The organism is Aurantimicrobium minutum (assembly GCF_029893825.1).
GTDB classification, from domain to species: Bacteria; Actinomycetota; Actinomycetes; order Actinomycetales; family Microbacteriaceae; genus Aurantimicrobium; species Aurantimicrobium minutum_C.
The window spans coordinates 1,412,430-1,430,936 of sequence record NZ_JARXXV010000001.1 but is presented as its reverse complement, the minus strand read 5'-3'; the positions used below and the strand labels follow the sequence as shown (position 1 = coordinate 1,430,936).

Here is an 18,507-nt window from a genome sequence, read left to right as displayed (position 1 = left end):
GACTATTCGACCGTGACCGACTTGGCCAGGTTACGTGGCTGGTCAACATCCAAGCCCTTGGCATCTGCCAGTTCCATGGCGAAGATTTGCAGCGGAACAACAGCCAAGATGGGCTCAAACATGGGATCTGCCAGAGGAATCTGGATGACCTCGTCTGCATAAGGCAGAACTGCTGCATCGCCCTGTTCCGCAATGGCGATTACGCGAGCACCACGGGCACGAATTTCCTGAATGTTGGAGACAACCTTGGAGTGAATCAGTGCTGAACCACGAGGGCTGGGCACAATCACAAACACGGGCTGACCGTGATCAATCAGAGCGATAGGGCCGTGCTTAAGCTCACCAGCTGCGAAGCCTTCTGCGTGGATGTAGGCAAGCTCTTTGAGTTTGAGTGCACCCTCGAGAGCGATGGGGTAGCCGACGTGACGGCCCAGGAACAGAACCGAAGGAGTGTCACTCATCCACTTAGCCAGCTGAGCAATCTTTTCGCCAGTTTCCAACACCTTGGTGACCTTGGCAGGCAGCGCCTGCAGGTCTGTGGCTAAACGACGCAGTTCCTTCTCATCAACAGTCTTCTTCGCGCGGGCGATGTGAAGACCAATCAAATACAGCGCCGTGATCTGGGCAACAAAAGCCTTGGTGGAGGCAACAGCAACCTCGGGGCCTGCGTGGGTGTACACCACAGCATCGGATTCGCGAGGGATGGTTGCGCCCTGAGTGTTGCAGACTGAGATGGTGCGTGCACCCTGCTCGCGCGCATACTTGACCGCCATCAGGGTGTCCATGGTTTCACCGGACTGGCTGATCGAGATGATCAGAGTCTCTGGGGTGATCACGGGGTCGCGATAACGGAATTCGTGGGAGAGCTGAACCTCAACCGGAATACGTGCCCACTGTTCAATGGCGTAAGAGCCCACGAGACCTGCATAGGAAGCAGTGCCGCAGGCAACCAGGATGATGCGGTTGATGCCGTTCAAGACGTCATCACCGAGTTCGGTCAGTTCTGGAACCTCAACCAAACCATCCACGACGCGTCCGCGAACGGTGTTCGCCACAGCGTCGGGGTTCTCAGTGATTTCCTTCGCCATGAAGGAAGGCCAGCCACCCTTATCCGATGCTGACGCATCCCAAGCAATTTCGTATTCCTCGATAGCAACAGGTGAGCCGTCGAAACCGATGACCTCTACGGCATCTGGAGTGATGGTGACAACCTGGTTCTGGCCCACAGCCGCAGCACGCTGGGTGTATTCCACAAACGCGGCAACGTCGGAGCCGAGGAAGTTTTCTCCCTCGCCCAGGCCGATAACCAAAGGTGAGTTGTGGCGAGCAGCAACAATAACGTGAGGAGAATCTGTGTGAACAGCAAGCAGAGTAAATGCACCCTCAAGACGGTTCACCACTAAGCGCATTGCTTCGGTGAGGTTCCCCACCTCGCGGTAAACATCTCCCAGCAAGACAGCTGCAACAGCAGTGTCTGTTTCAGATTCGAACTCGTAGCCCTTGGCCAGTAGCTCAACCTTGATCTCAGCAAAGTTTTCAATGATGCCGTTGTGAATGAGGGCAAGCTTGCCGCCATCACCTAAGTGGGGGTGGGCATTAACATCGGTGGGACCACCGTGGGTTGCCCAGCGAGTGTGACCAATACCGGTGTGACCGGGGGTCAGTGGGTTGGCTTCGAGCAGGTCAACCAGTGCCTTGAGCTTTCCAGCCTTCTTGGCGGTCTCTAAGGTGCCACCATCGGTCAGGACTGCAACACCTGCCGAGTCATATCCGCGGTACTCCTGACGCTTCAGACCGCCCAAAAGAACGGCAAGAGTGTCTTGCTGACCGACGTAACCCACGATTCCACACATAAGGGTTCCAGTTTAGTTCACGAGCGCCATATCGCCCGCGTAGGGCAGAATAGGCAGGTGAAGTTTGAGCACACCGGCGCAATCAATGTGCACACCACTCCGTTCGTGGAAATCTCCCGCGATGAGTGGGCAGAACTGGCGCCCACGACTGCTTCACCCCTGACAGAAGCAGACATTGAGAGCCTGCGTGGCTTGGGTGACCGACTCAATCTGCAGGAAGTAGAGGATGTCTATCTTCCGCTGAGCAGGTTGCTCTCGATCTATGCTTCCGGTGCCAGAAAGCTTCACCGGGACACTTCCAACTTCCTTGGCGAGCGCGCCACCACCACACCCTTTGTGATTGGCGTTGCCGGCTCCGTTGCGGTGGGGAAGTCCACCGTGGCACGTTTGCTGCAGATGTTGATGGCCCGCTGGGAGGACACTCCCCGGGTTGAACTGGTCACCACCGATGGTTTTCTCTATCCCAACGCCGAGTTGGAACGCCGCGGAATTCTGGGCCGTAAGGGTTTCCCCGAGTCCTACGACCGTCGCGCTCTGCTTCGCTTCGTCAGCGAAGTGAAAAGCGGCGCGGCGGAAGTCTCCGCACCGGTCTATTCTCACCTCAGCTATGACATCCTGCCTGACGAGAAGATCGTGGTGCGCCAGCCAGATGTGCTGATCGTTGAAGGTCTCAACGTTCTGCAGCCCCCCACCGCCGGTGGCGGGCTGGCCGTGAGCGACCTCTTCGACTTCACCGTCTATGTCGATGCCAGAACCCAAGACATTGCCACCTGGTACCAGGAGCGCTTCCTCAGCCTGCAGCGCGGTGCATTCTCAGATCCTGACTCCTACTTCCACCGCTATGCAGCACTCTCAGAAGAAGAAGCGCGAGCCACAGCGAAAGACTTCTGGGACCGAATCAACCTGCCCAACTTGGAAGAAAACATTCGTCCCACCAGAAGTCGAGCAACATTGGTGCTGCGTAAAGCAGCAAACCACGCGGTTTCCACCGTTTTGCTGCGCAAGATCTAGCAGAAAGTTAGAGCGCGAGCTCTGCCTTCACCACGTCAGCTAGCTGGTGAGCTAGGCGATCTGCGGTGGCCTGATCTGCTGCTTCGACCATCACACGAACCATCGGTTCGGTGCCGGAGGGGCGAAGCAGAACACGGCCGGTGTCGGCAAGTTCAGCTTCCGCTGCGGCAACCGCAGCGTCAATGACAGCGTTGCCGCCCAAAGCACGGTGGTTAACGCCACGAACGTTGACAAGAATCTGTGGGTAGACGGTCATCACCTGGGCAAGCTCGGCAATGGTCTTGCCGGTGCGAGCCATTTCTGCAACCAGGTGCAGACCAGTCAAAATACCGTCACCGGTGGTGGCATATTCGGTCATGATGACGTGACCGGACTGTTCACCACCCAATGCTGCATCGTGCTCGGCGAGGCCTTCAAGAACGTAACGGTCACCGACTGCGGTCTGAATGACGGTGATGCCGTGCTCCTCCATGGCCTTGTGAAGACCGAGGTTACTCATCACGGTCGCAACGAGAGTGTCATTCTTGAGGTGGCCACGCTCTTTCATGGACACCGCGAGGATGGCCATAATCTGGTCACCATCAATGACGTTTCCTTGCGCATCCACTGCGAGGCAGCGGTCAGCGTCACCATCGTGGGCAATACCGATATCGGCACCGTGAGCAACAACAGCCTGTGCCACAACATCGAGGTGGGTGGAGCCCACACCATCGTTGATGTTCAACCCGTTAGGGTCTGCCGCAATGACTGTGACCTTGGCACCGGCATCGGTGAACACCTCAGGAGAGATAGCCGACGCAGCACCGTGTGCACAGTCGAGTACGACGTGCAGACCGTTGAGCTTGTGAGGCAGTGTGCCGAGCAGGTGGATGACGTAACGGTCTTCCGCGTCAGCGAAGCGACGAATACGACCAACCTCACCACCGGTGGGCAGCAGGTGATCGGCGTCTAAGGAAGCTTCGATGCGGTCTTCGACCTCATCAGGAAGCTTCGTTCCGCCGAAAGCAAAGAACTTGATGCCGTTATCTGGTGCTGGGTTGTGTGAGGCAGAGACCATCACACCAAAGTCGGCACCGATGGAGCTCACCAAGAAAGCAGCAGCGGGGGTTGGAATCACACCAGCGTCCAACACATCAATACCCGAGCTGGCCAGACCAGCTGAGAGGGCAGCGGTGAGGAACTCACCGGAGATGCGAGGATCGCGTGCAATGACCGCAGTAGCACGACGTCCCTCAGCTCGTCTGGCCTCGGCGCGGCGACCGCTGGTGAGAACCACCGCGGCCGACTGGGCCAGTGCCAAGGTTAGGTCTGCCGTGAGTTCACGGTTTGCTAAGCCTCGGACACCGTCCGTGCCGAATAGACGTGCCAAGGGACAGTCGACTTCTGCTAAAGAAGCGAGATTAACGCTTCGAGAACTGTGAAGCCTTACGAGCCTTCTTCAGACCAGCCTTCTTGCGCTCGATGACACGAGCGTCACGAGTGAGGAAGCCAGCCTTCTTGAGAGTCGCGCGGTTGTTGTCGCGGTCGATCTCGTTCAGCGCACGAGAGATTGCAAGACGCAGTGCGCCAGCCTGACCAGAAGGGCCACCACCGGTGATGCGTGCAACGACGTCGTATGCGCCACCGAGCTCAAGCACGGTGAAAGGGTCGTTGATCAGCTGCTGGTGCAGCTTGTTGGGGAAGTAGTTTGCGAGCTCGCGGCCGTTGACCGTGATCTTGCCGGAACCTGGAACGAGGCGTGCGCGAGCAATAGCCTGCTTGCGACGACCTACAGCTGCACCAGGAACGTTGAGGATTGCGCGAGGAGCCTTAGGAGCTGCTGCGACAGGAGTTTCGGTTGAGTACTCGGTGACCTCTACGGCCTCGGTCTCGATTTCTGCGTTGTCCGCCATGATTACTTAATCCTTTATCTAAATCTTCGAGGCTCTACTGAGCTACCTGAGTGAGGGTGTATACCTTGGGCTGCTGTGCAGCGTGAGGGTGCTCAGCACCGCGGTAGACCTTGAGCTTGCGGAACTGGTCGCGACCAAGAGAGGTCTTGGGGAGCATGCCACGAATAGCCTTCTCCACTGCGCGCTCTGGGTTCTTCTCGAGCAGGTCGGTGTAGGAAGTAGCGGTCAGACCACCTGGGTAACCAGAGTGGCGGTATGCCTTCTTCTGTGCAGCCTTGTTGCCGGTGAGGACAACCTTGTCTGCGTTGACGATGATGACGAAGTCACCCATGTCCATGTGAGGGGTGTAGGTGGCCTTGTTCTTGCCACGCAGAATGGTTGCTGCGTGAGATGCGAGGCGTCCGAGAACTACGTCGGTTGCGTCAATGATGACCCAGCCGCGAGTAACTTCTCCAGCCTTAGGCGTAAAGGTACGAGTCACAGTAATACTGCTTTCTTGTCGAAATGAGTGGTCCGTGTATCCCGCTCTGTCGTTGCGTTCTAGATGAAGAATCTGTCCAGAACCCATCAGTCGAGGGCTCAACTTCGGCGGCCTGTTCACCAGGAACAAGCACCAAGGGTCTAATTTACGCTATGGGAGCGTCGTCGGTCAATTCGCGGCGACTGCGGGTAAGGTCTGCACGCGCTCCAACCTCGCTATCGGGTGGGTAAATAATCTGCGTCAGGGTCAAACCATGTGCTGGCATGACCTTAAACACACTTGTGCGCTCCCCCTTGGTACGCAGGTCCTCGATGGCATCGAGGGAATGCGTTCCAGAGCCTGCCGCAACACATGCCCCCACCAGCGACCTCACCATGGAGTGACAGAACGCATCTGCTTGCAGCTGTGCCACTATCACGCCTGTAGCATCACGTTCCCAGTGGAACTCTTGCAACTCACGGATAGTTGTGGCGCCTGGCCGTGGACGGCAGAAGGCGCCAAAGTCGCGCAGACCCAGCATCATCTCTGCAGCCTCATTCATGGCGTCCACGTCTAGCGGGTAGAAGTGGAAGGCGGTGCGACGACGTTCAATAGGGTTCACGTGTTCGAGGCCGTCAGCCAGGCGGTATTCATAACGTCTGGCCAGGGGCGAGAACCGTGCATCAAACCCGAGTGGCGCAACAGCTATCTTGTTGATCACCACATCTGCATTGCGCCCCACTGAGCCGTCCACGCGGCGCATCAGCGCATGCAGCATGGAGTGGGGAACCTGGGGTAGTCCGTCAACCACAGGAATGCCACCCTGTTCTTGGAGTTCTCGGCGTTCTTCACGGGAGAAAGAAACCCGAATGAGCTGCTCGAGTGGAACATCGATGTGAGCAACCTGATTTGAGGCGTGAACACCGGCATCGGTGCGACCGGCCACCACGATGCGCGGAGAGACATCCATGCGCAACACCTGAGCGAAAGCATGCTCCAAGGTTCCTTCAACGGTGCGCTTATCTGGCTGCTTCGCCCAGCCGGCGAAGTCGGTCCCGTCATAGCCAAAGTCCAGGCGCAGACGAACATCGCCTTCAACATCAATGAGGTCTGAGAAGTCGTCCTCTACGACCTCTTCTGCGTTCACGGCATCCTCATTCACGTCTTCGAGTCTAAAGTCTCAGAAAGCAACACGTTAACGTTCGAAGCCCCGGTGAAGAACACCGGGGCTTCTTAACGAGAGTAGTGAAGACTACTTAGCTTCTTCTTCAGCAGCTTCTGCAGCGGGTGCTTCTTCAACAACCTCTGCAACAGTCTCTTCAACAACAGTTTCAACTTCAGCTTCGCCAGCTGCGTCAACGACGACCTCTTCGGTCACCTCGTCAACAACAACTTCCTCAACAACCTCAGCAGCTACAGGAGCAGCAGCCTTGGGAGCCTCAGCCTTAGCAGGCTTTGCCTTGGCAGGCTTCTTGTTGACAGGCTCGAGCACGAGCTCGATCTGTGCGAGAGGAGCGTTGTCACCCTTGCGGTAACCGAGCTTGGTGATGCGGGTGTAGCCGCCCTCCCGCTCAGCAACCAGAGGAGCAATTTCAGCGAAAAGGATGTGAACAGCTTCCTTGTTACGCAGAATCGACAGCGCACGGCGACGTGCGTGAAGGTCTCCACGCTTTGCAAACGTGATGAGACGCTCAGCCAAGGGACGAAGGCGCTTAGCCTTGGTCTCAGTGGTCTTGATCGACTTGTGAGTGAACAAAGAAACGGACATGTTCGCGAGCATCAAGCGCTCGTGTGCAGGACCGCCTCCGAGGCGTGGACCCTTAGTTGGGGTAGGCATTTTTTATATCTCCGTAAATACTTCTGACGTGTCTAAACAGACAGTCGCTTAGATGTTCTCGTCTTCGTCGAAGCCACCGTAGAAGTGTGCTCCGTCAAAACCGGGGACAGAATCCTTGAGAGACAGACCCATCTCGATGAGCTTGTCGCGAACCTCGTCGACCGACTTCTGACCGAAGTTGCGGATGTTCATCAACTGAGTTTCGGAGAGAGCTACGAGCTCAGAAACAGTGTTGATGCCTTCGCGCTTGAGGCAGTTGTAGGAACGAACAGAGAGGTCGAGGTCTTCAACAGGAATCGACAGCTCAGAGCTGAGGACTGCGTCAACTGGTGCAGGACCGATCTCGATACCTTCAGCAGCAGTGTTGAGCTCGCGTGCCAGACCGAACAGCTCGGTGAGGGTGCGACCTGCAGAAGCAACAGCGTCACGAGGAGTGATAGCTGGCTTGGTCTCAACATCAATGACCAGGCGGTCAAAGTCAGTGCGCTCACCGGCACGAGTTGCCTCGACGCGGTAGGTCACCTTGAGAACTGGAGAGTAAATCGAGTCAACAGGAATCTGACCTGCCTCGGAGAACTCTGAACGGTTCTGAGCGCTGGAGACGTAACCACGTCCACGCTCGATGGTCAGTTCGAGCTCGAACTTGGCCTTGTCGTTCAGGGTTGCGATAACCAGCTCAGGGTTGTGGATCTCAACACCAGCAGGTGCGGAGATGTCTGCAGCGGTAACAACACCGGAACCCTGCTTACGGAGGTAAGCGGTGATGGGCTCGTCGTGCTCGCTGGAAACAACCAGAGACTTGATGTTCAGGATGATCTCGGTAGCGTCTTCCTTCACACCAGGAATGGTGGAGAACTCGTGGAGTACGCCATCAAGACGGATGCTGGTAACTGCTGCACCAGGGATGCTGGAGAGCAGGGTACGACGCATGGAGTTACCCAGGGTGTAACCGAAACCTGGTTCCAGAGGCTCGATCACGAAACGTGAACGGTACTCGGAGATGTTCTCTTCGGAAAGCGTGGGGCGCTGTGCAATGAGCACTATGTATTCCTTTCGGCTAAGTGTCCGATATATGACACTTGCGTGAGCGATGAATTATTGAGTTATGAAAAGGGAAAAAACTAAACGCGACGACGCTTAGGTGGACGGCAACCGTTGTGAGCCTGTGGGGTCACATCGGAAATCGAACCAACCTCGAGGCCAGCGGCCTGAAGCGAACGAATTGCGGTTTCACGTCCAGAGCCTGGGCCCTTGACGAAAACGTCTACCTTCTTCATGCCGTGCTCTTGTGCCTGGCGTGCTGCAGACTCTGCTGCGAGCTGAGCGGCGAATGGGGTCGACTTACGTGAACCCTTGAAGCCAACTCCACCGGACGATGCCCAGCTGATTACTGCACCAGTGGTGTCAGTGATTGACACGATGGTGTTGTTGAACGTGCTCTTGATGTGAGCCTGGCCCACTGCAACGTTCTTCTTGTCCTTTTTGCGCGGCTTGCGAACTGCCGACTTAGGTGCTGCCATGATTTCTCCTAAAACCTATTGGGGGCTAAACCCGCTACGCGGATTACTTAGCCTTCTTCTTGCCGGCGACGGTACGCTTGGGTCCCTTGCGGGTACGAGCGTTGGTCTTGGTGCGCTGACCGCGAACCGGCAGACCCTTACGGTGGCGAAGACCTTCGTAGCTACCGATCTCAACCTTGCGGCGGATGTCAGCCTGAACTTCACGGCGGAGGTCACCCTCTACGCGGAAGTTGCCTTCGATGTAGTCACGCAGAGCGACCAGCTGGTCGTCGGTGAGGTCCTTGACGCGGATGTCTCCGCTGATTTTGGTGTCGGCGAGAGTCTTAAGAGCTCGCGTACGGCCAACACCGTAGATGTATGTCAGTGCAACTTCCACGCGCTTTTCGCGTGGAATGTCTACTCCGGCAAGACGTGCCATGGTGGCATCTCCTTGTGTGTAGTGGAGGTGTGGAGCATTCCCGGTGCCACGGCCTCCAACCGTAGGTGTCCTCTCACTTTCGTGAGATTCTTGGGAGTGCTTTTTTCAGTTGTTGCGGCGAACCGCGGGCTCACTTACGAATAAGTGAAAGTCTGGATGAGTCTTTGTAACTAGCCCTGACGCTGCTTGTGACGAGGGTTCTCGCAGATCACCATGACGTTTCCGTGGCGGCGAATAACCTTGCACTTGTCGCAGATGGGCTTAACGCTGGGGTTAACCTTCATTTTTATTTCCTAGTTTCGCTGTCTTCGTACCTGTAAACAGGCCGTTACTTCTCAGTAATCCTTATTTGTAGCGGTAGACGATACGTCCGCGAGTGAGGTCATACGGACTCAGCTCTACGATGACCTTGTCCTCAGGGAGGATTCGGATGTAGTGCTGACGCATCTTGCCCGAAATGTGGGCAAGCACCTTGTGTCCGTTAGTTAGCTCAACGCGGAACATGGCATTTGGCAACGCTTCTGTGATCGTTCCTTCGATCTCAATGACGCCGTCTTTTTTTGCCATAAACTCACTAATCGCTTAATTGGGGATTGCTGGTCTTGCGGTTGCAATATGGTTACTGACGACACGCCAAAGGCATGGCAACAGACACCAAAATACAAGCTTATGTGATATTCCCTCAGAAATCCAACTCGGACTGGGCCAAGAGTTCCTCGTACTCTTACTACTTACGCCCTTGTCGACGCAGAGCAATCAGCAATACAACACCAAGCACAACCGTTCCAGCAGAGGCAAGTCCCAATGGAAGCATGTTAGGAGAACCCGTATTTGCTAGCGCGGCCTCGTAGGTGAAAGTTCCAGCGTTCCAGGACGTCGAAACAGGAACACCTGCCGTACTGCCTCCAAAAACATTGGCTGTTGCTTGGATAACTACTGCTCCTGGCGCTCCAACAGGGCTAATCACATTCCAAATACCTGAATTATTTGTTACAGATTGGGTTGATGCCGTGCCAAATAGAACCGAAGTTGGCTGAAAATTGGGACCAATAACTGGAACTAGTGAATCTACAACTGATCCACCGTCACCGATGAGCGTTGATGAACTCTGACCCCAACCCAGCATTCCGGAAGGTGTTGCCGCCATCGAATAGTATTCACCACCATCAATGCTCGAAGCAGTAGTTAGAAATCCCTGACCTCCCAGGCCAAGAATTCGCACTGGGTAGCTGCTCGCTGTTGTTGAATTATTGCCTAGCGACCCAGCAACATTGCTGCCCCATGCAACTGCCCCAGAATTAGTGAGGGCTAGGGACTGGTAGAGGCCGGCTCCTAATGAGGTTACTCCGGTCAAGTGACCGGTGCCCCCAATTCCTACTACTTGCACCGGGAACAGACTGCTAGTCAGAGTTCCGTTTCCCAGAGCTCCAGATCCGTTGTCACCCCAGGCATATGTGGCGGTTCCTGATGAAGCGAGTCCGAAAGATTCTCCTGCGGCAAGCATCGTCATACCGGTCAAAGTTCCTGTTCCCCCTGGTCCAGAAACCGCTACAGCATAGGCTCTATTTGTGGTCGAGTTATCGCCTAGATTTCCTGAATAATTAGCACCCCACGCGAATACTGCTCCGTTGCTAATTGCCAAACCACTGGCAGCACCTGCGACAACTACCGAGACATTTGTCAGCGGCGTGACGCCATCAACTCCAAGCACTATCACCGGAGTGTTCGAATCAACTCCGTCTTGGTTATTTCCTAGTCGACCGGAGTTATTGGTCCCCCACGCATAAACATTTGTTCCGTTTGTGGCATAAGCCTGAGCAAATCCGGCAGAAAAACTTGTTACACCAATAAGTTCTCCTGTACCCCCAACGCCCTTTACTAGTACAGGTGTGGTGCTATTTGTGTTACTGGCAATACCTAATTCCCCATCACCGTTATAGCCCCAGCTCACTAAGTGACCATTACTCAAGGCAAGCGAAAACCAACCACCAGCTGAAATGTCCGTCACTCCAGTTAAGTATCCAGAACCACCAATTCCCTTAACTTGAACTGGAACAGAACTACTCACTGCGGTTCCATTTCCTAATTCGCCGTAATTGTTATATCCCCAGGAATAGACCGTCCCCTGCGAAGTGAGGCCTAAAGCATGCCTGACGCCGACAGAAACTTTGACAAATTTAATGCCGTCAATCGTGACGTTTGTCCCACCGCTGGCAGGTCCGACGTTTGGGGAGACAGCTGCTTGGGAGCTCACCGCTGGAAATAAGACCAGGGCGATGATTCCCAAAAGTGAAAGAAAGAAAATCGAGAATGTGGACATAAATCCATAGATAACTCTAGAAGGTCCGCTCGTTCCCATGGATACAGGATATAGCTTCTTGATTTAGGCAATGGGCGTTGGAACAACACCGAATGGTGCCAGCCCTGCTGCCCCACCGTCGTGCGCGGTGAGAACCCAGATGCCATCCTTGTGCACAGCAACCGAGTGTTCCCAGTGTGAAGCCATGCCACCGTCTTCGGTGATGACGGTCCAGTCGTCTTCAGCAACATAGGTGTCGATCTTGCCGGTGACCACCATGGGCTCAATGGCAACAACCAAACCTGGCTTCACCTCGGGGCCCTTTTGCTTCACGCGGTAGTTAAACACCGGAGGAGCCTCATGCATGTCTCGGCCAATGCCGTGACCGATGTAATCGGTGAGGATGCCGTAACGGTGTCCGACCTTCATGCCTTCGAGTTCGATGTAACCCTGGATGGCATCGCCAACCTCGTTGAGGTGCTTGGCCTTAGCCAAGCGGGCAATGCCTGCCCAGAGCGATCCTTCAGTAATCTTCGAGAGCTGTTCACGCTCAGCCACAACCTCTGGCCTGCTGGGGTCTGGAACAACGACAGTAATGGCGGAGTCGCCATTCCATTCCTTGTATTGAGCACCAGCATCAATGGAGACAATGTCACCAGGTTCAAGGATGCGACCACCAGGAATACCGTGAACGACTTCGTCGTTCACGGATGCACACACGGTGTGACGGTAACCGGGCACCAGCATGAAGTTGGGCTCACCACCACGGTCGCGAATTGCCTTCTCTGCTGCTGCATCAATCTCGAGCGTGGAAACACCCGCACGAATGAGGGGACGCGCAGCATCCAATGCGGCAGCGGTAATCAAACCAGGTTCCACCATCAGCCTCAGCTGAGCTGGGGACTTATAGATGTTGGTGCGAAAACCCATGAGGAGAAGTCAGGACTACGCCTGAACTCCCTTATCTGCCAAGGCGGCAACAATGCGTGAAGTCACTTCTTCGACTGCACCGAGGCCATCCACGGTGACAACCAGGCCACGAGCGGAGTAGGTGTCGATCAGTGGCGCAGTCTGCTCTTCATAGACAGACATGCGGTGACGAATCACATCTTCGGTGTCGTCCGCACGGCCTTCGATTTCTGCGCGCTTGAGCAGACGACCAACAACCTCATCGGTGTCAGCGGTGATCAAGACAACAGCGTCGAGTGCCTTGCCATCTGCAGAGAGCATGCGGTCAAGTTCGTTCACCTGATCAATGGTGCGGGGGTAACCGTCAAGGAGGAAGCCAGAGACTGCATCTGCTTCGTGTAGGCGGTCTTCCACGATGGCGTTGGTGAGGGAGTCAGGAACATACTCACCACGAGCCATGATTGCTTTGACTTCGAGGCCCAGAGGAGTTTCATTCTTCACGTTGGCACGGAAGATATCTCCAGTGGAGATGGCGGGGATGGAGTACGTGTCAGCAAGAATTGCTGCCTGTGTACCCTTGCCTGCGCCGGGAGGACCGATAAGTAGCAGGCGAGTTCCCGTCATTAGCGTAAGAGCCCTTCGTAATGCCGCTGCTGCAGCTGAGAATCAATCTGCTTTACAGTCTCCAGCCCAACACCCACAACAATCAAAATTGAGGTTCCGCCAAACGGGAAGTCGGTGTTAGCGCCAGCGAGGGCAAGAACGATCAAAGGCAAGATTGCGATAATGCCGAGGTAGATAGAACCAGGCAAAGTAATGCGGGTGAGGACGTAGTCCAGGTATTCCGCAGTGGGGCGACCGGCACGAATTCCGGGGATGAAACCACCGTAGGTCTTCATGTTGTCAGCGACTTCTTCAGGGTTGAAGGTGATGGCGACGTAGAAGTAGGTGAAGCCCACAATCAGCAAGAAGAACAAGATCATGTAGGAAGGCTGATCGCTCTTGACCAGGTAGGTCGACACCCAGGTAACCCAGGCTGCTGGCTGCTGACCAGCTGCGGGCTGGTTGAACTGAGCAATCAGTGCAGGCAGGTAGAGAAGCGAGGACGCGAAGATCACGGGAACCACACCGGCCATGTTGACCTTGATGGGGATGTAGGTGTTGTTGCCACCGTAGGTACGACGACCCACCACGCGCTTGGCGTACTGAACGGGGATGCGACGCTGTGACTGCTCCACGAAGACAACCGCAACGATAACGAGCAAGCCCATCAACAAGACGATGAGGAGAGTGTTCAGACCGCGTGCGCTGTAGACGTTTCCGAGGGACTGAGGGAAGCGAGCTGCAATCGAGGTGAAGATCAGCAACGACATACCGTTACCGATGCCCTTCTCGGTGATGAGCTCAGCCATCCACATGATCAGACCGGTACCTGCGGTCATGGTGATAACCATGAGCAGGATTGCATACCACGAGTCATTGGTCAGCAGCTGCGAACATTCAGGAGTTGAGTTGGTTCCGAAGAGTGCGCCGGAACGAGCAACAGTAATAAGGGTGGTGGACTGCAGAACACCGAGCGCAATGGTGAGGTAGCGGGTGTACTGGGTCAGCTTGGACTGGCCAGCCTGACCTTCCTTGTGGAGAGTCTCAAAGTGTGGGATGACCACGCGCAGCAACTGCACAATGATCGAAGCGGTGATGTAGGGCATGATGCCCAGAGCAAAGATGCTCAACTGGAGCAGTGCGCCACCGGAGAACAGGTTGACGAGCTCATACAGACCAGAAGTGTTCTGGTTCGCGTTCAAACATGCCTGCACGTTACCGAAGTCAACGTAGGGGCTGGGGATGAACGATCCCAAGCGATAGAGGGCGACGATGCCCAGCGCGAAGCCAATCTTGCGGCGCAAATCTGGAGTACGGAAAATACGTACAACTGCACTAATCACAAATGACTCCTGTAAATCTTTGGTGTAACGGGCACTGGCTCCCCCGAAGGGGAGCCAGCAACGCTACGTTTGCGCAACCAGCGAGTGGTTACTTGATTGAACCACCTGCGGCGACGATCTTCTGCTCAGCAGAGCTCGAGACCTTGTCGACTGCAATGTTCAGCTTAACAGCGATGTCGCCGTTACCGAGAACCTTGACCTTCTCGTTCTTGCGAACTGCACCCTTGGCAACGAGGTCAGCTACTGTGACATCTCCACCGTTGGGGTAAAGCTCGGCGAGAGCGTCCAGGTTAACAACCTGGTACTCAACGCGGAAGGGGTTCTTGAAGCCGCGGAGCTTGGGGGTGCGCATGTGCAGAGGCATCTGTCCACCCTCGAAGCCGATCTTGACCTGGTAACGAGCCTTCGTTCCCTTGGTACCACGGCCTGCAGTCTTACCCTTAGAACCTTCACCACGACCAACGCGGGTCTTAGCCTTCTTCGCACCAGGTGCGGGACGAAGGTGGTGAACCTTGAGGACGTGCTCGCGGGTCTCAACTTCAGCCTTTTTAGCAACAGACTTTGCAGCCTTTGCCTTGGGAGCTTCGGTCTCAGCCTTTTCAGCAGCGGGCTTAGCAGCAGCCTTAGCTGGTGCCTTCTCAGCAGCTGCCTTAGGTGCTGCAGGAGCCTTAGCGGCAGCAGCCTTAGGTGCAGCGGACTTGGCAGCAGGTGCCTTAGCAGCGGCAGCCTTGGGGGCAGCAGCCTTTGCGGGAGCCTGAGCGGCATCCTTCTTCTCTTCAGCCATTAGTCAATCTCCTCGACCTTGACGAGGTGAGCCACGGCGCGAACGTATCCGCGAGTTACGGGGCTGTCCTCTTTGACGACGATGTCGCCAATGCGCTTGAGACCCAGGCTACGAAGAGTGTCGCGCTGGTTCTGCTTTTCGCTAATTACGGACTTGATCTGTGTGACCTTCAGACGAGCAGCCATTAGGCACCTGCCTTTGCAGCCTCAGCTTCTGCGCGCACGAGGCGAGCAGGAGCAACCTGGTCAAAGTCCAGGCCACGACGTGCTGCAACTGCGCGAGGCTCTTCGAGCTGCTTCAGTGCTTCCACGGTGGCGTGAACAATGTTGATCGTGTTGGACGAACCGAGCGACTTGCTCAGAACGTCGTGGATGCCTGCACACTCAAGTACGGCACGGACTGGACCACCGGCGATAACACCGGTACCAGCAGCAGCGGGACGAAGGAGTACAACACCGGCAGCTGCCTCGCCCTGAACGGGGTGAGGAATGGTGTTACCCGAGCGAGGAACGCGGAAGAAAGCCTTCTTAGCTTCTTCAACACCCTTCGAAATCGCGAGAGGTACTTCCTTAGCCTTGCCGTAACCGACACCAACCATACCGTTACCGTCACCAACGACGACGAGTGCGGTGAAGCTAAAGCGACGACCACCCTTGACGACCTTAGAAACGCGGTTGATGGTGACGACGCGCTCGAGGAACTGGCTCTTCTCAGCGTCGCGGTCGCGGTTGCGATCCTTGTTGGGGTTGCGCTCACGGCCACCGCGGCGAGCCTCACGAGGCTCGTTAGCGGTGTCTACGATTGCAGACTCCACTGCTGCTTCTGCAACAGCTTCAGTTTCGTTAACAGTGTTCTCGCTCACAGGCTCAATCCACCCTCTCGGGCTCCATCGGCGATCGCGGCAACGCGACCGGCGTACTTGTTTCCACCGCGGTCGAAGACCACAGCTTCAATTCCGACCTTCTTTGCGCGCTCAGCGACGAGTTCGCCAACCTTGCGTGCCTTAGCGGTCTTGTCGCCAGCGAACGTGCGCATGTCTGACTCGAGGGTCGATGCCGAAGCAACGGTGACACCCTGTGAGTCGTCGACGAGCTGAACGAATACGTGACGAGCGGAACGGGTGACGACCAGACGTGGACGTGCAGCAGTTCCTTCGATCTTCTTGCGAAGACGTGCGTGACGGCGGTCGCGTGCGGCCGACTTGGACTTTCCTCGGGTTCCGAGTGCCATGGCTACTTACCAGCCTTTCCAGCCTTGCGGCGAACGATCTCGCCTGCGTAACGCACACCCTTGCCCTTGTAAGGCTCTGGCTTGCGCAGCTTACGAATGTTGGCAGCAACTTCACCGACAGCTTGCTTGTCGATACCGCTCACTACGAGCTTGTTGTTGCCCTCAACAGTGAAGGTGATGCCTGCAGGAGGCTCCACGGTGATGGGGTGCGAGTAGCCGAGTGCGAACTCAACGCCAGCGCCCTTCGAAGCAACACGGTAACCGGTACCGACAACTTCGAGACCCTTTTCGTAGCCCTGAGTTACGCCAACAATCTGGTTAGCGATGAGGGTACGGGTCAAACCGTGCAGCGAACGCGAGTTGCGCTCGTCATCGGGGCGGCTGACTACTACCTGGTTTTCTTCGATCACAGCAGTGATAGGAGAAGAGATGGTGAGCTTCAGTTCGCCCTTAGGACCCTTGGTGGTAACGTTCTGACCTTCAATGGTCACGGTTACACCACCAGGGATGTCAATAGGAAGACGACCAATACGTGACATTCTCGGTTACCACACGTAGGCGAGGACTTCCCCACCTACGCCCTTCTTCTCAGCCTGACGGTCAGTGAGAAGACCGCTAGAGGTGGACAGAATGGCGATACCGAGGCCACCGAGGACCTTGGGGATTTCAGTCGACTTTGCGTATACGCGAAGACCAGGCTTCGATACACGCTTGATGCCGACGATGGAAGCGTGACGGTCAGCGCTGTACTTGAGGTTCAGCGTCAGAGTCTTGCCGACGCGTGCGTCTGCAACTTCCCAGCTCGCGATGTAACCCTCAGACTTGAGGATTTCAGCAATACCCGTCTTGAGCTTGCTGTTCGGCATGGACACGGTGTCGTGGTGTGCCGAGTTCGCGTTGCGCAGTCTGGTCAGCATATCTGCGACCGGATCTGTCATTGTCATGTGTTTATCCTTTTTTCACCAGGTTTCGCCGTCCGTTACACGAGCGGCGACCTGTGGTGCTTAGTTGGTAGAGGTCTCTACCGACTTGAAGGGGAAGCCCAATGCCTTCAGCAGTGCGCGACCCTGGTCGTCGTTCTTGGCAGTAGTCACAACAGTGATGTCCATACCGCGAGGACGGTCGATCTTGTCCTGGTTGATCTCGTGGAACATTGTCTGCTCGGTGAGACCAAAGGTGTAGTTTCCGTTTCCGTCGAACTGGCGGTCAGAAAGACCACGGAAGTCGCGGATACGAGGAAGGGCCAGTGCCAAGAGGCGGTCCAGGAACTCCCACATGCGGTCACCACGGAGGGTAACGTGTGCACCAATGGGCTGTCCTTCACGCAGCTTGAACTGTGCGATTGACTTGCGAGCCTTGGTAACCGAAGGCTTCTGGCCAGTGATAGCGGTGAGGTCAGCGACAGCGAAGTCGATGAGCTTGCCATCCTTGGCTGCTTCACCAACACCCATGTTCACCACGATCTTGGTGAGGGTTGGGATCTCGTGCACGTTCTTCAGACCGAGTTCAGTAGCAAGTGCCTTCTGAATCTCGTCCTTGTACTTACCCTTGAGACGTGGCTGGATTTTGCCAGCAACTGCGGTGTTAGTCATTACAGGTCCTTACCTGACTTCTTGGCGTAACGAACGCGAACAGTCTTGCTCACGCCGTTCTTGGTGACGGTCTCGACGCGGTGACCAACACGGGTTGGCTTCTTGGTCGAGGGGTCAACAACTGCCACGTTGGAAATGTGGATCGGAGCCTCAACGGTCTCGATACCACCGGTCTTTGCACCACGGTCGGTCTGGCCAACGCGAGTGTGCTTGGTGATGTAGTTGACACCCTCAACGATGACGCGGTTGCGCTCGGTGAGAACCTCAATTACCTTGCCCTGCTTGCCACGGTCTCCGCCGCGAGCCTGGGTGCGACCAGTGATGACCTGTACTAGGTCACCCTTCTTGATGTTCGCCATGACTAGATAACCTCCGGTGCCAATGAAACGATCTTCATGAACTTCTTGTCGCGGAGTTCGCGACCGACAGGACCGAAGATACGAGTACCGCGGGGCTCACCATCCGTCTTGAGGATGACAGCTGCGTTCTCGTCGAACTTAATGTATGAACCGTCGGGACGACGGGTCGACTTCACGGTGCGAACGACGACAGCCTTAACGACGTCACCCTTCTTCACGTTTCCGCCGGGGATAGCGTCCTTAACGGTTGCCACGATAACGTCACCGAGACCGGCGTAACGACGACCGGAACCACCGAGAACACGAATCGTGAGCAGCTCCTTGGCGCCGGTGTTGTCGGCAACCTTGACGCGTGATTCTTGCTGAAGCACTTCTAACTCCTTTTACGAAGCAGGCC

General features: G+C 55.8%; 25 protein-coding genes. 1 reads left to right on the top strand and 24 read right to left on the bottom strand.

The features are described 5' to 3' along the window. Window positions 1-2: 2 nt before the first annotated feature. On the bottom strand, window positions 3-1,853 hold the full coding sequence (glmS, locus tag M2120_RS07050; RefSeq protein WP_280797986.1) for a glutamine--fructose-6-phosphate transaminase (isomerizing): 1,851 nt from the start codon (window positions 1,851-1,853) through the stop codon (window positions 3-5). Window positions 1,854-1,910: 57 nt separating this feature from the next. Here glmS and coaA point away from each other — a divergent pair, with 57 nt between their 5' ends. Further along, the gene (gene coaA / locus M2120_RS07045) at window positions 1,911-2,864 is read left to right on the top strand and encodes a type I pantothenate kinase (RefSeq protein WP_280797985.1); all 954 of its coding nucleotides are present in this window, start codon (window positions 1,911-1,913) and stop codon (window positions 2,862-2,864) included. A gap of 7 nt (window positions 2,865-2,871) precedes the next feature. On the opposite strand, the gene glmM is transcribed toward coaA, so the two are convergent. The 23 genes from glmM to rplN all read right to left on the bottom strand — a co-directional run bounded on the left by glmM (window position 2,872) and on the right by rplN (window position 18,481). Then, window positions 2,872-4,233, bottom strand: a complete 1,362-nt coding sequence (gene glmM / locus M2120_RS07040; RefSeq protein ID WP_280797984.1) for a phosphoglucosamine mutase — start codon at window positions 4,231-4,233, stop codon at window positions 2,872-2,874. A 31-nt stretch (window positions 4,234-4,264) separates the two neighbouring features. Then, the gene (gene rpsI / locus M2120_RS07035; RefSeq protein WP_280797983.1) at window positions 4,265-4,756 is read right to left on the bottom strand and encodes a 30S ribosomal protein S9; all 492 of its coding nucleotides are present in this window, start codon (window positions 4,754-4,756) and stop codon (window positions 4,265-4,267) included. Between the two features lie 34 nt (window positions 4,757-4,790). Continuing rightward, the gene (gene rplM, locus M2120_RS07030; protein ID WP_280797982.1) at window positions 4,791-5,237 is read right to left on the bottom strand and encodes a 50S ribosomal protein L13; all 447 of its coding nucleotides are present in this window, start codon (window positions 5,235-5,237) and stop codon (window positions 4,791-4,793) included. 145 nt (window positions 5,238-5,382) lie between these two features. Continuing rightward, window positions 5,383-6,378: a tRNA pseudouridine(38-40) synthase TruA gene (gene truA / locus M2120_RS07025; RefSeq protein ID WP_348519942.1), complete on the bottom strand. Its 996-nt coding sequence runs from the start codon at window positions 6,376-6,378 to the stop codon at window positions 5,383-5,385. A gap of 90 nt (window positions 6,379-6,468) precedes the next feature. Beyond that, window positions 6,469-7,053 carry a 50S ribosomal protein L17 gene (rplQ, locus tag M2120_RS07020; protein WP_280797981.1) on the bottom strand — a complete coding sequence of 195 codons (585 nt, stop codon included), beginning with the start codon at window positions 7,051-7,053 and terminating at the stop codon, window positions 6,469-6,471. Between the two features lie 48 nt (window positions 7,054-7,101). Beyond that, window positions 7,102-8,094, bottom strand: coding sequence for a DNA-directed RNA polymerase subunit alpha (locus M2120_RS07015; RefSeq protein ID WP_280797980.1), 993 nt, complete (start codon window positions 8,092-8,094; stop codon window positions 7,102-7,104). 80 nt (window positions 8,095-8,174) lie between these two features. Further along, entirely contained in the window at window positions 8,175-8,573 is a 399-nt protein-coding gene (rpsK, locus tag M2120_RS07010; RefSeq protein WP_096382503.1) for a 30S ribosomal protein S11, read from the bottom strand. A gap of 43 nt (window positions 8,574-8,616) precedes the next feature. Further along, on the bottom strand, window positions 8,617-8,991 hold the full coding sequence (gene rpsM / locus M2120_RS07005; protein WP_096382505.1) for a 30S ribosomal protein S13: 375 nt from the start codon (window positions 8,989-8,991) through the stop codon (window positions 8,617-8,619). 170 nt (window positions 8,992-9,161) lie between these two features. Then, a complete protein-coding gene (rpmJ, locus tag M2120_RS07000) occupies window positions 9,162-9,275 on the bottom strand; it encodes a 50S ribosomal protein L36 (RefSeq protein ID WP_047561540.1) in 114 nt (37 codons plus the stop codon). A 61-nt stretch (window positions 9,276-9,336) separates the two neighbouring features. Next, window positions 9,337-9,558 carry a translation initiation factor IF-1 gene (gene infA, locus M2120_RS06995; protein WP_096382508.1) on the bottom strand — a complete coding sequence of 74 codons (222 nt, stop codon included), beginning with the start codon at window positions 9,556-9,558 and terminating at the stop codon, window positions 9,337-9,339. 160 nt (window positions 9,559-9,718) lie between these two features. Then, window positions 9,719-11,311: an RCC1 domain-containing protein gene (locus M2120_RS06990; RefSeq protein WP_280797979.1), complete on the bottom strand. Its 1,593-nt coding sequence runs from the start codon at window positions 11,309-11,311 to the stop codon at window positions 9,719-9,721. 63 nt (window positions 11,312-11,374) lie between these two features. Continuing rightward, window positions 11,375-12,220: a type I methionyl aminopeptidase gene (map, locus tag M2120_RS06985; RefSeq protein ID WP_280797978.1), complete on the bottom strand. Its 846-nt coding sequence runs from the start codon at window positions 12,218-12,220 to the stop codon at window positions 11,375-11,377. A 15-nt stretch (window positions 12,221-12,235) separates the two neighbouring features. Next, window positions 12,236-12,823 (bottom strand): adenylate kinase, encoded by a 588-nt coding sequence (locus M2120_RS06980; RefSeq protein WP_280797977.1) that lies wholly within the window; start codon window positions 12,821-12,823, stop codon window positions 12,236-12,238. Next, window positions 12,823-14,145 carry a preprotein translocase subunit SecY gene (secY, locus tag M2120_RS06975; protein ID WP_280797976.1) on the bottom strand — a complete coding sequence of 441 codons (1,323 nt, stop codon included), beginning with the start codon at window positions 14,143-14,145 and terminating at the stop codon, window positions 12,823-12,825. The genes M2120_RS06980 and secY overlap by 1 nt, the downstream gene beginning before the upstream one ends. Window positions 14,146-14,233: 88 nt before the next feature. After that, window positions 14,234-14,929, bottom strand: coding sequence for a 50S ribosomal protein L15 (rplO, locus tag M2120_RS06970; protein ID WP_280797975.1), 696 nt, complete (start codon window positions 14,927-14,929; stop codon window positions 14,234-14,236). Further along, window positions 14,929-15,114 (bottom strand): 50S ribosomal protein L30, encoded by a 186-nt coding sequence (gene rpmD, locus M2120_RS06965; RefSeq protein WP_280797974.1) that lies wholly within the window; start codon window positions 15,112-15,114, stop codon window positions 14,929-14,931. Before rpmD ends, rplO begins: the two co-directional genes overlap by 1 nt. Beyond that, complete coding sequence (gene rpsE / locus M2120_RS06960; protein WP_432418534.1) at window positions 15,114-15,791, bottom strand: 30S ribosomal protein S5; 678 nt, start codon at window positions 15,789-15,791, stop codon at window positions 15,114-15,116. Before rpsE ends, rpmD begins: the two co-directional genes overlap by 1 nt. Further along, window positions 15,788-16,159: a 50S ribosomal protein L18 gene (rplR, locus tag M2120_RS06955; protein WP_096382520.1), complete on the bottom strand. Its 372-nt coding sequence runs from the start codon at window positions 16,157-16,159 to the stop codon at window positions 15,788-15,790. Before rplR ends, rpsE begins: the two co-directional genes overlap by 4 nt. 2 nt (window positions 16,160-16,161) lie before the next feature. Next, window positions 16,162-16,698: a 50S ribosomal protein L6 gene (gene rplF, locus M2120_RS06950; RefSeq protein ID WP_280797973.1), complete on the bottom strand. Its 537-nt coding sequence runs from the start codon at window positions 16,696-16,698 to the stop codon at window positions 16,162-16,164. Window positions 16,699-16,704: 6 nt separating this feature from the next. After that, a complete protein-coding gene (rpsH, locus tag M2120_RS06945; protein WP_110232732.1) occupies window positions 16,705-17,103 on the bottom strand; it encodes a 30S ribosomal protein S8 in 399 nt (132 codons plus the stop codon). Between the two features lie 60 nt (window positions 17,104-17,163). Then, on the bottom strand, window positions 17,164-17,751 hold the full coding sequence (rplE, locus tag M2120_RS06940; RefSeq protein WP_110232731.1) for a 50S ribosomal protein L5: 588 nt from the start codon (window positions 17,749-17,751) through the stop codon (window positions 17,164-17,166). Then, on the bottom strand, window positions 17,751-18,110 hold the full coding sequence (gene rplX, locus M2120_RS06935) for a 50S ribosomal protein L24 (RefSeq protein WP_280797972.1): 360 nt from the start codon (window positions 18,108-18,110) through the stop codon (window positions 17,751-17,753). Before rplX ends, rplE begins: the two co-directional genes overlap by 1 nt. 2 nt (window positions 18,111-18,112) lie before the next feature. Beyond that, window positions 18,113-18,481, bottom strand: coding sequence for a 50S ribosomal protein L14 (gene rplN, locus M2120_RS06930; protein ID WP_280797971.1), 369 nt, complete (start codon window positions 18,479-18,481; stop codon window positions 18,113-18,115). Between the last annotated feature and the right edge of the window lie 26 nt (window positions 18,482-18,507).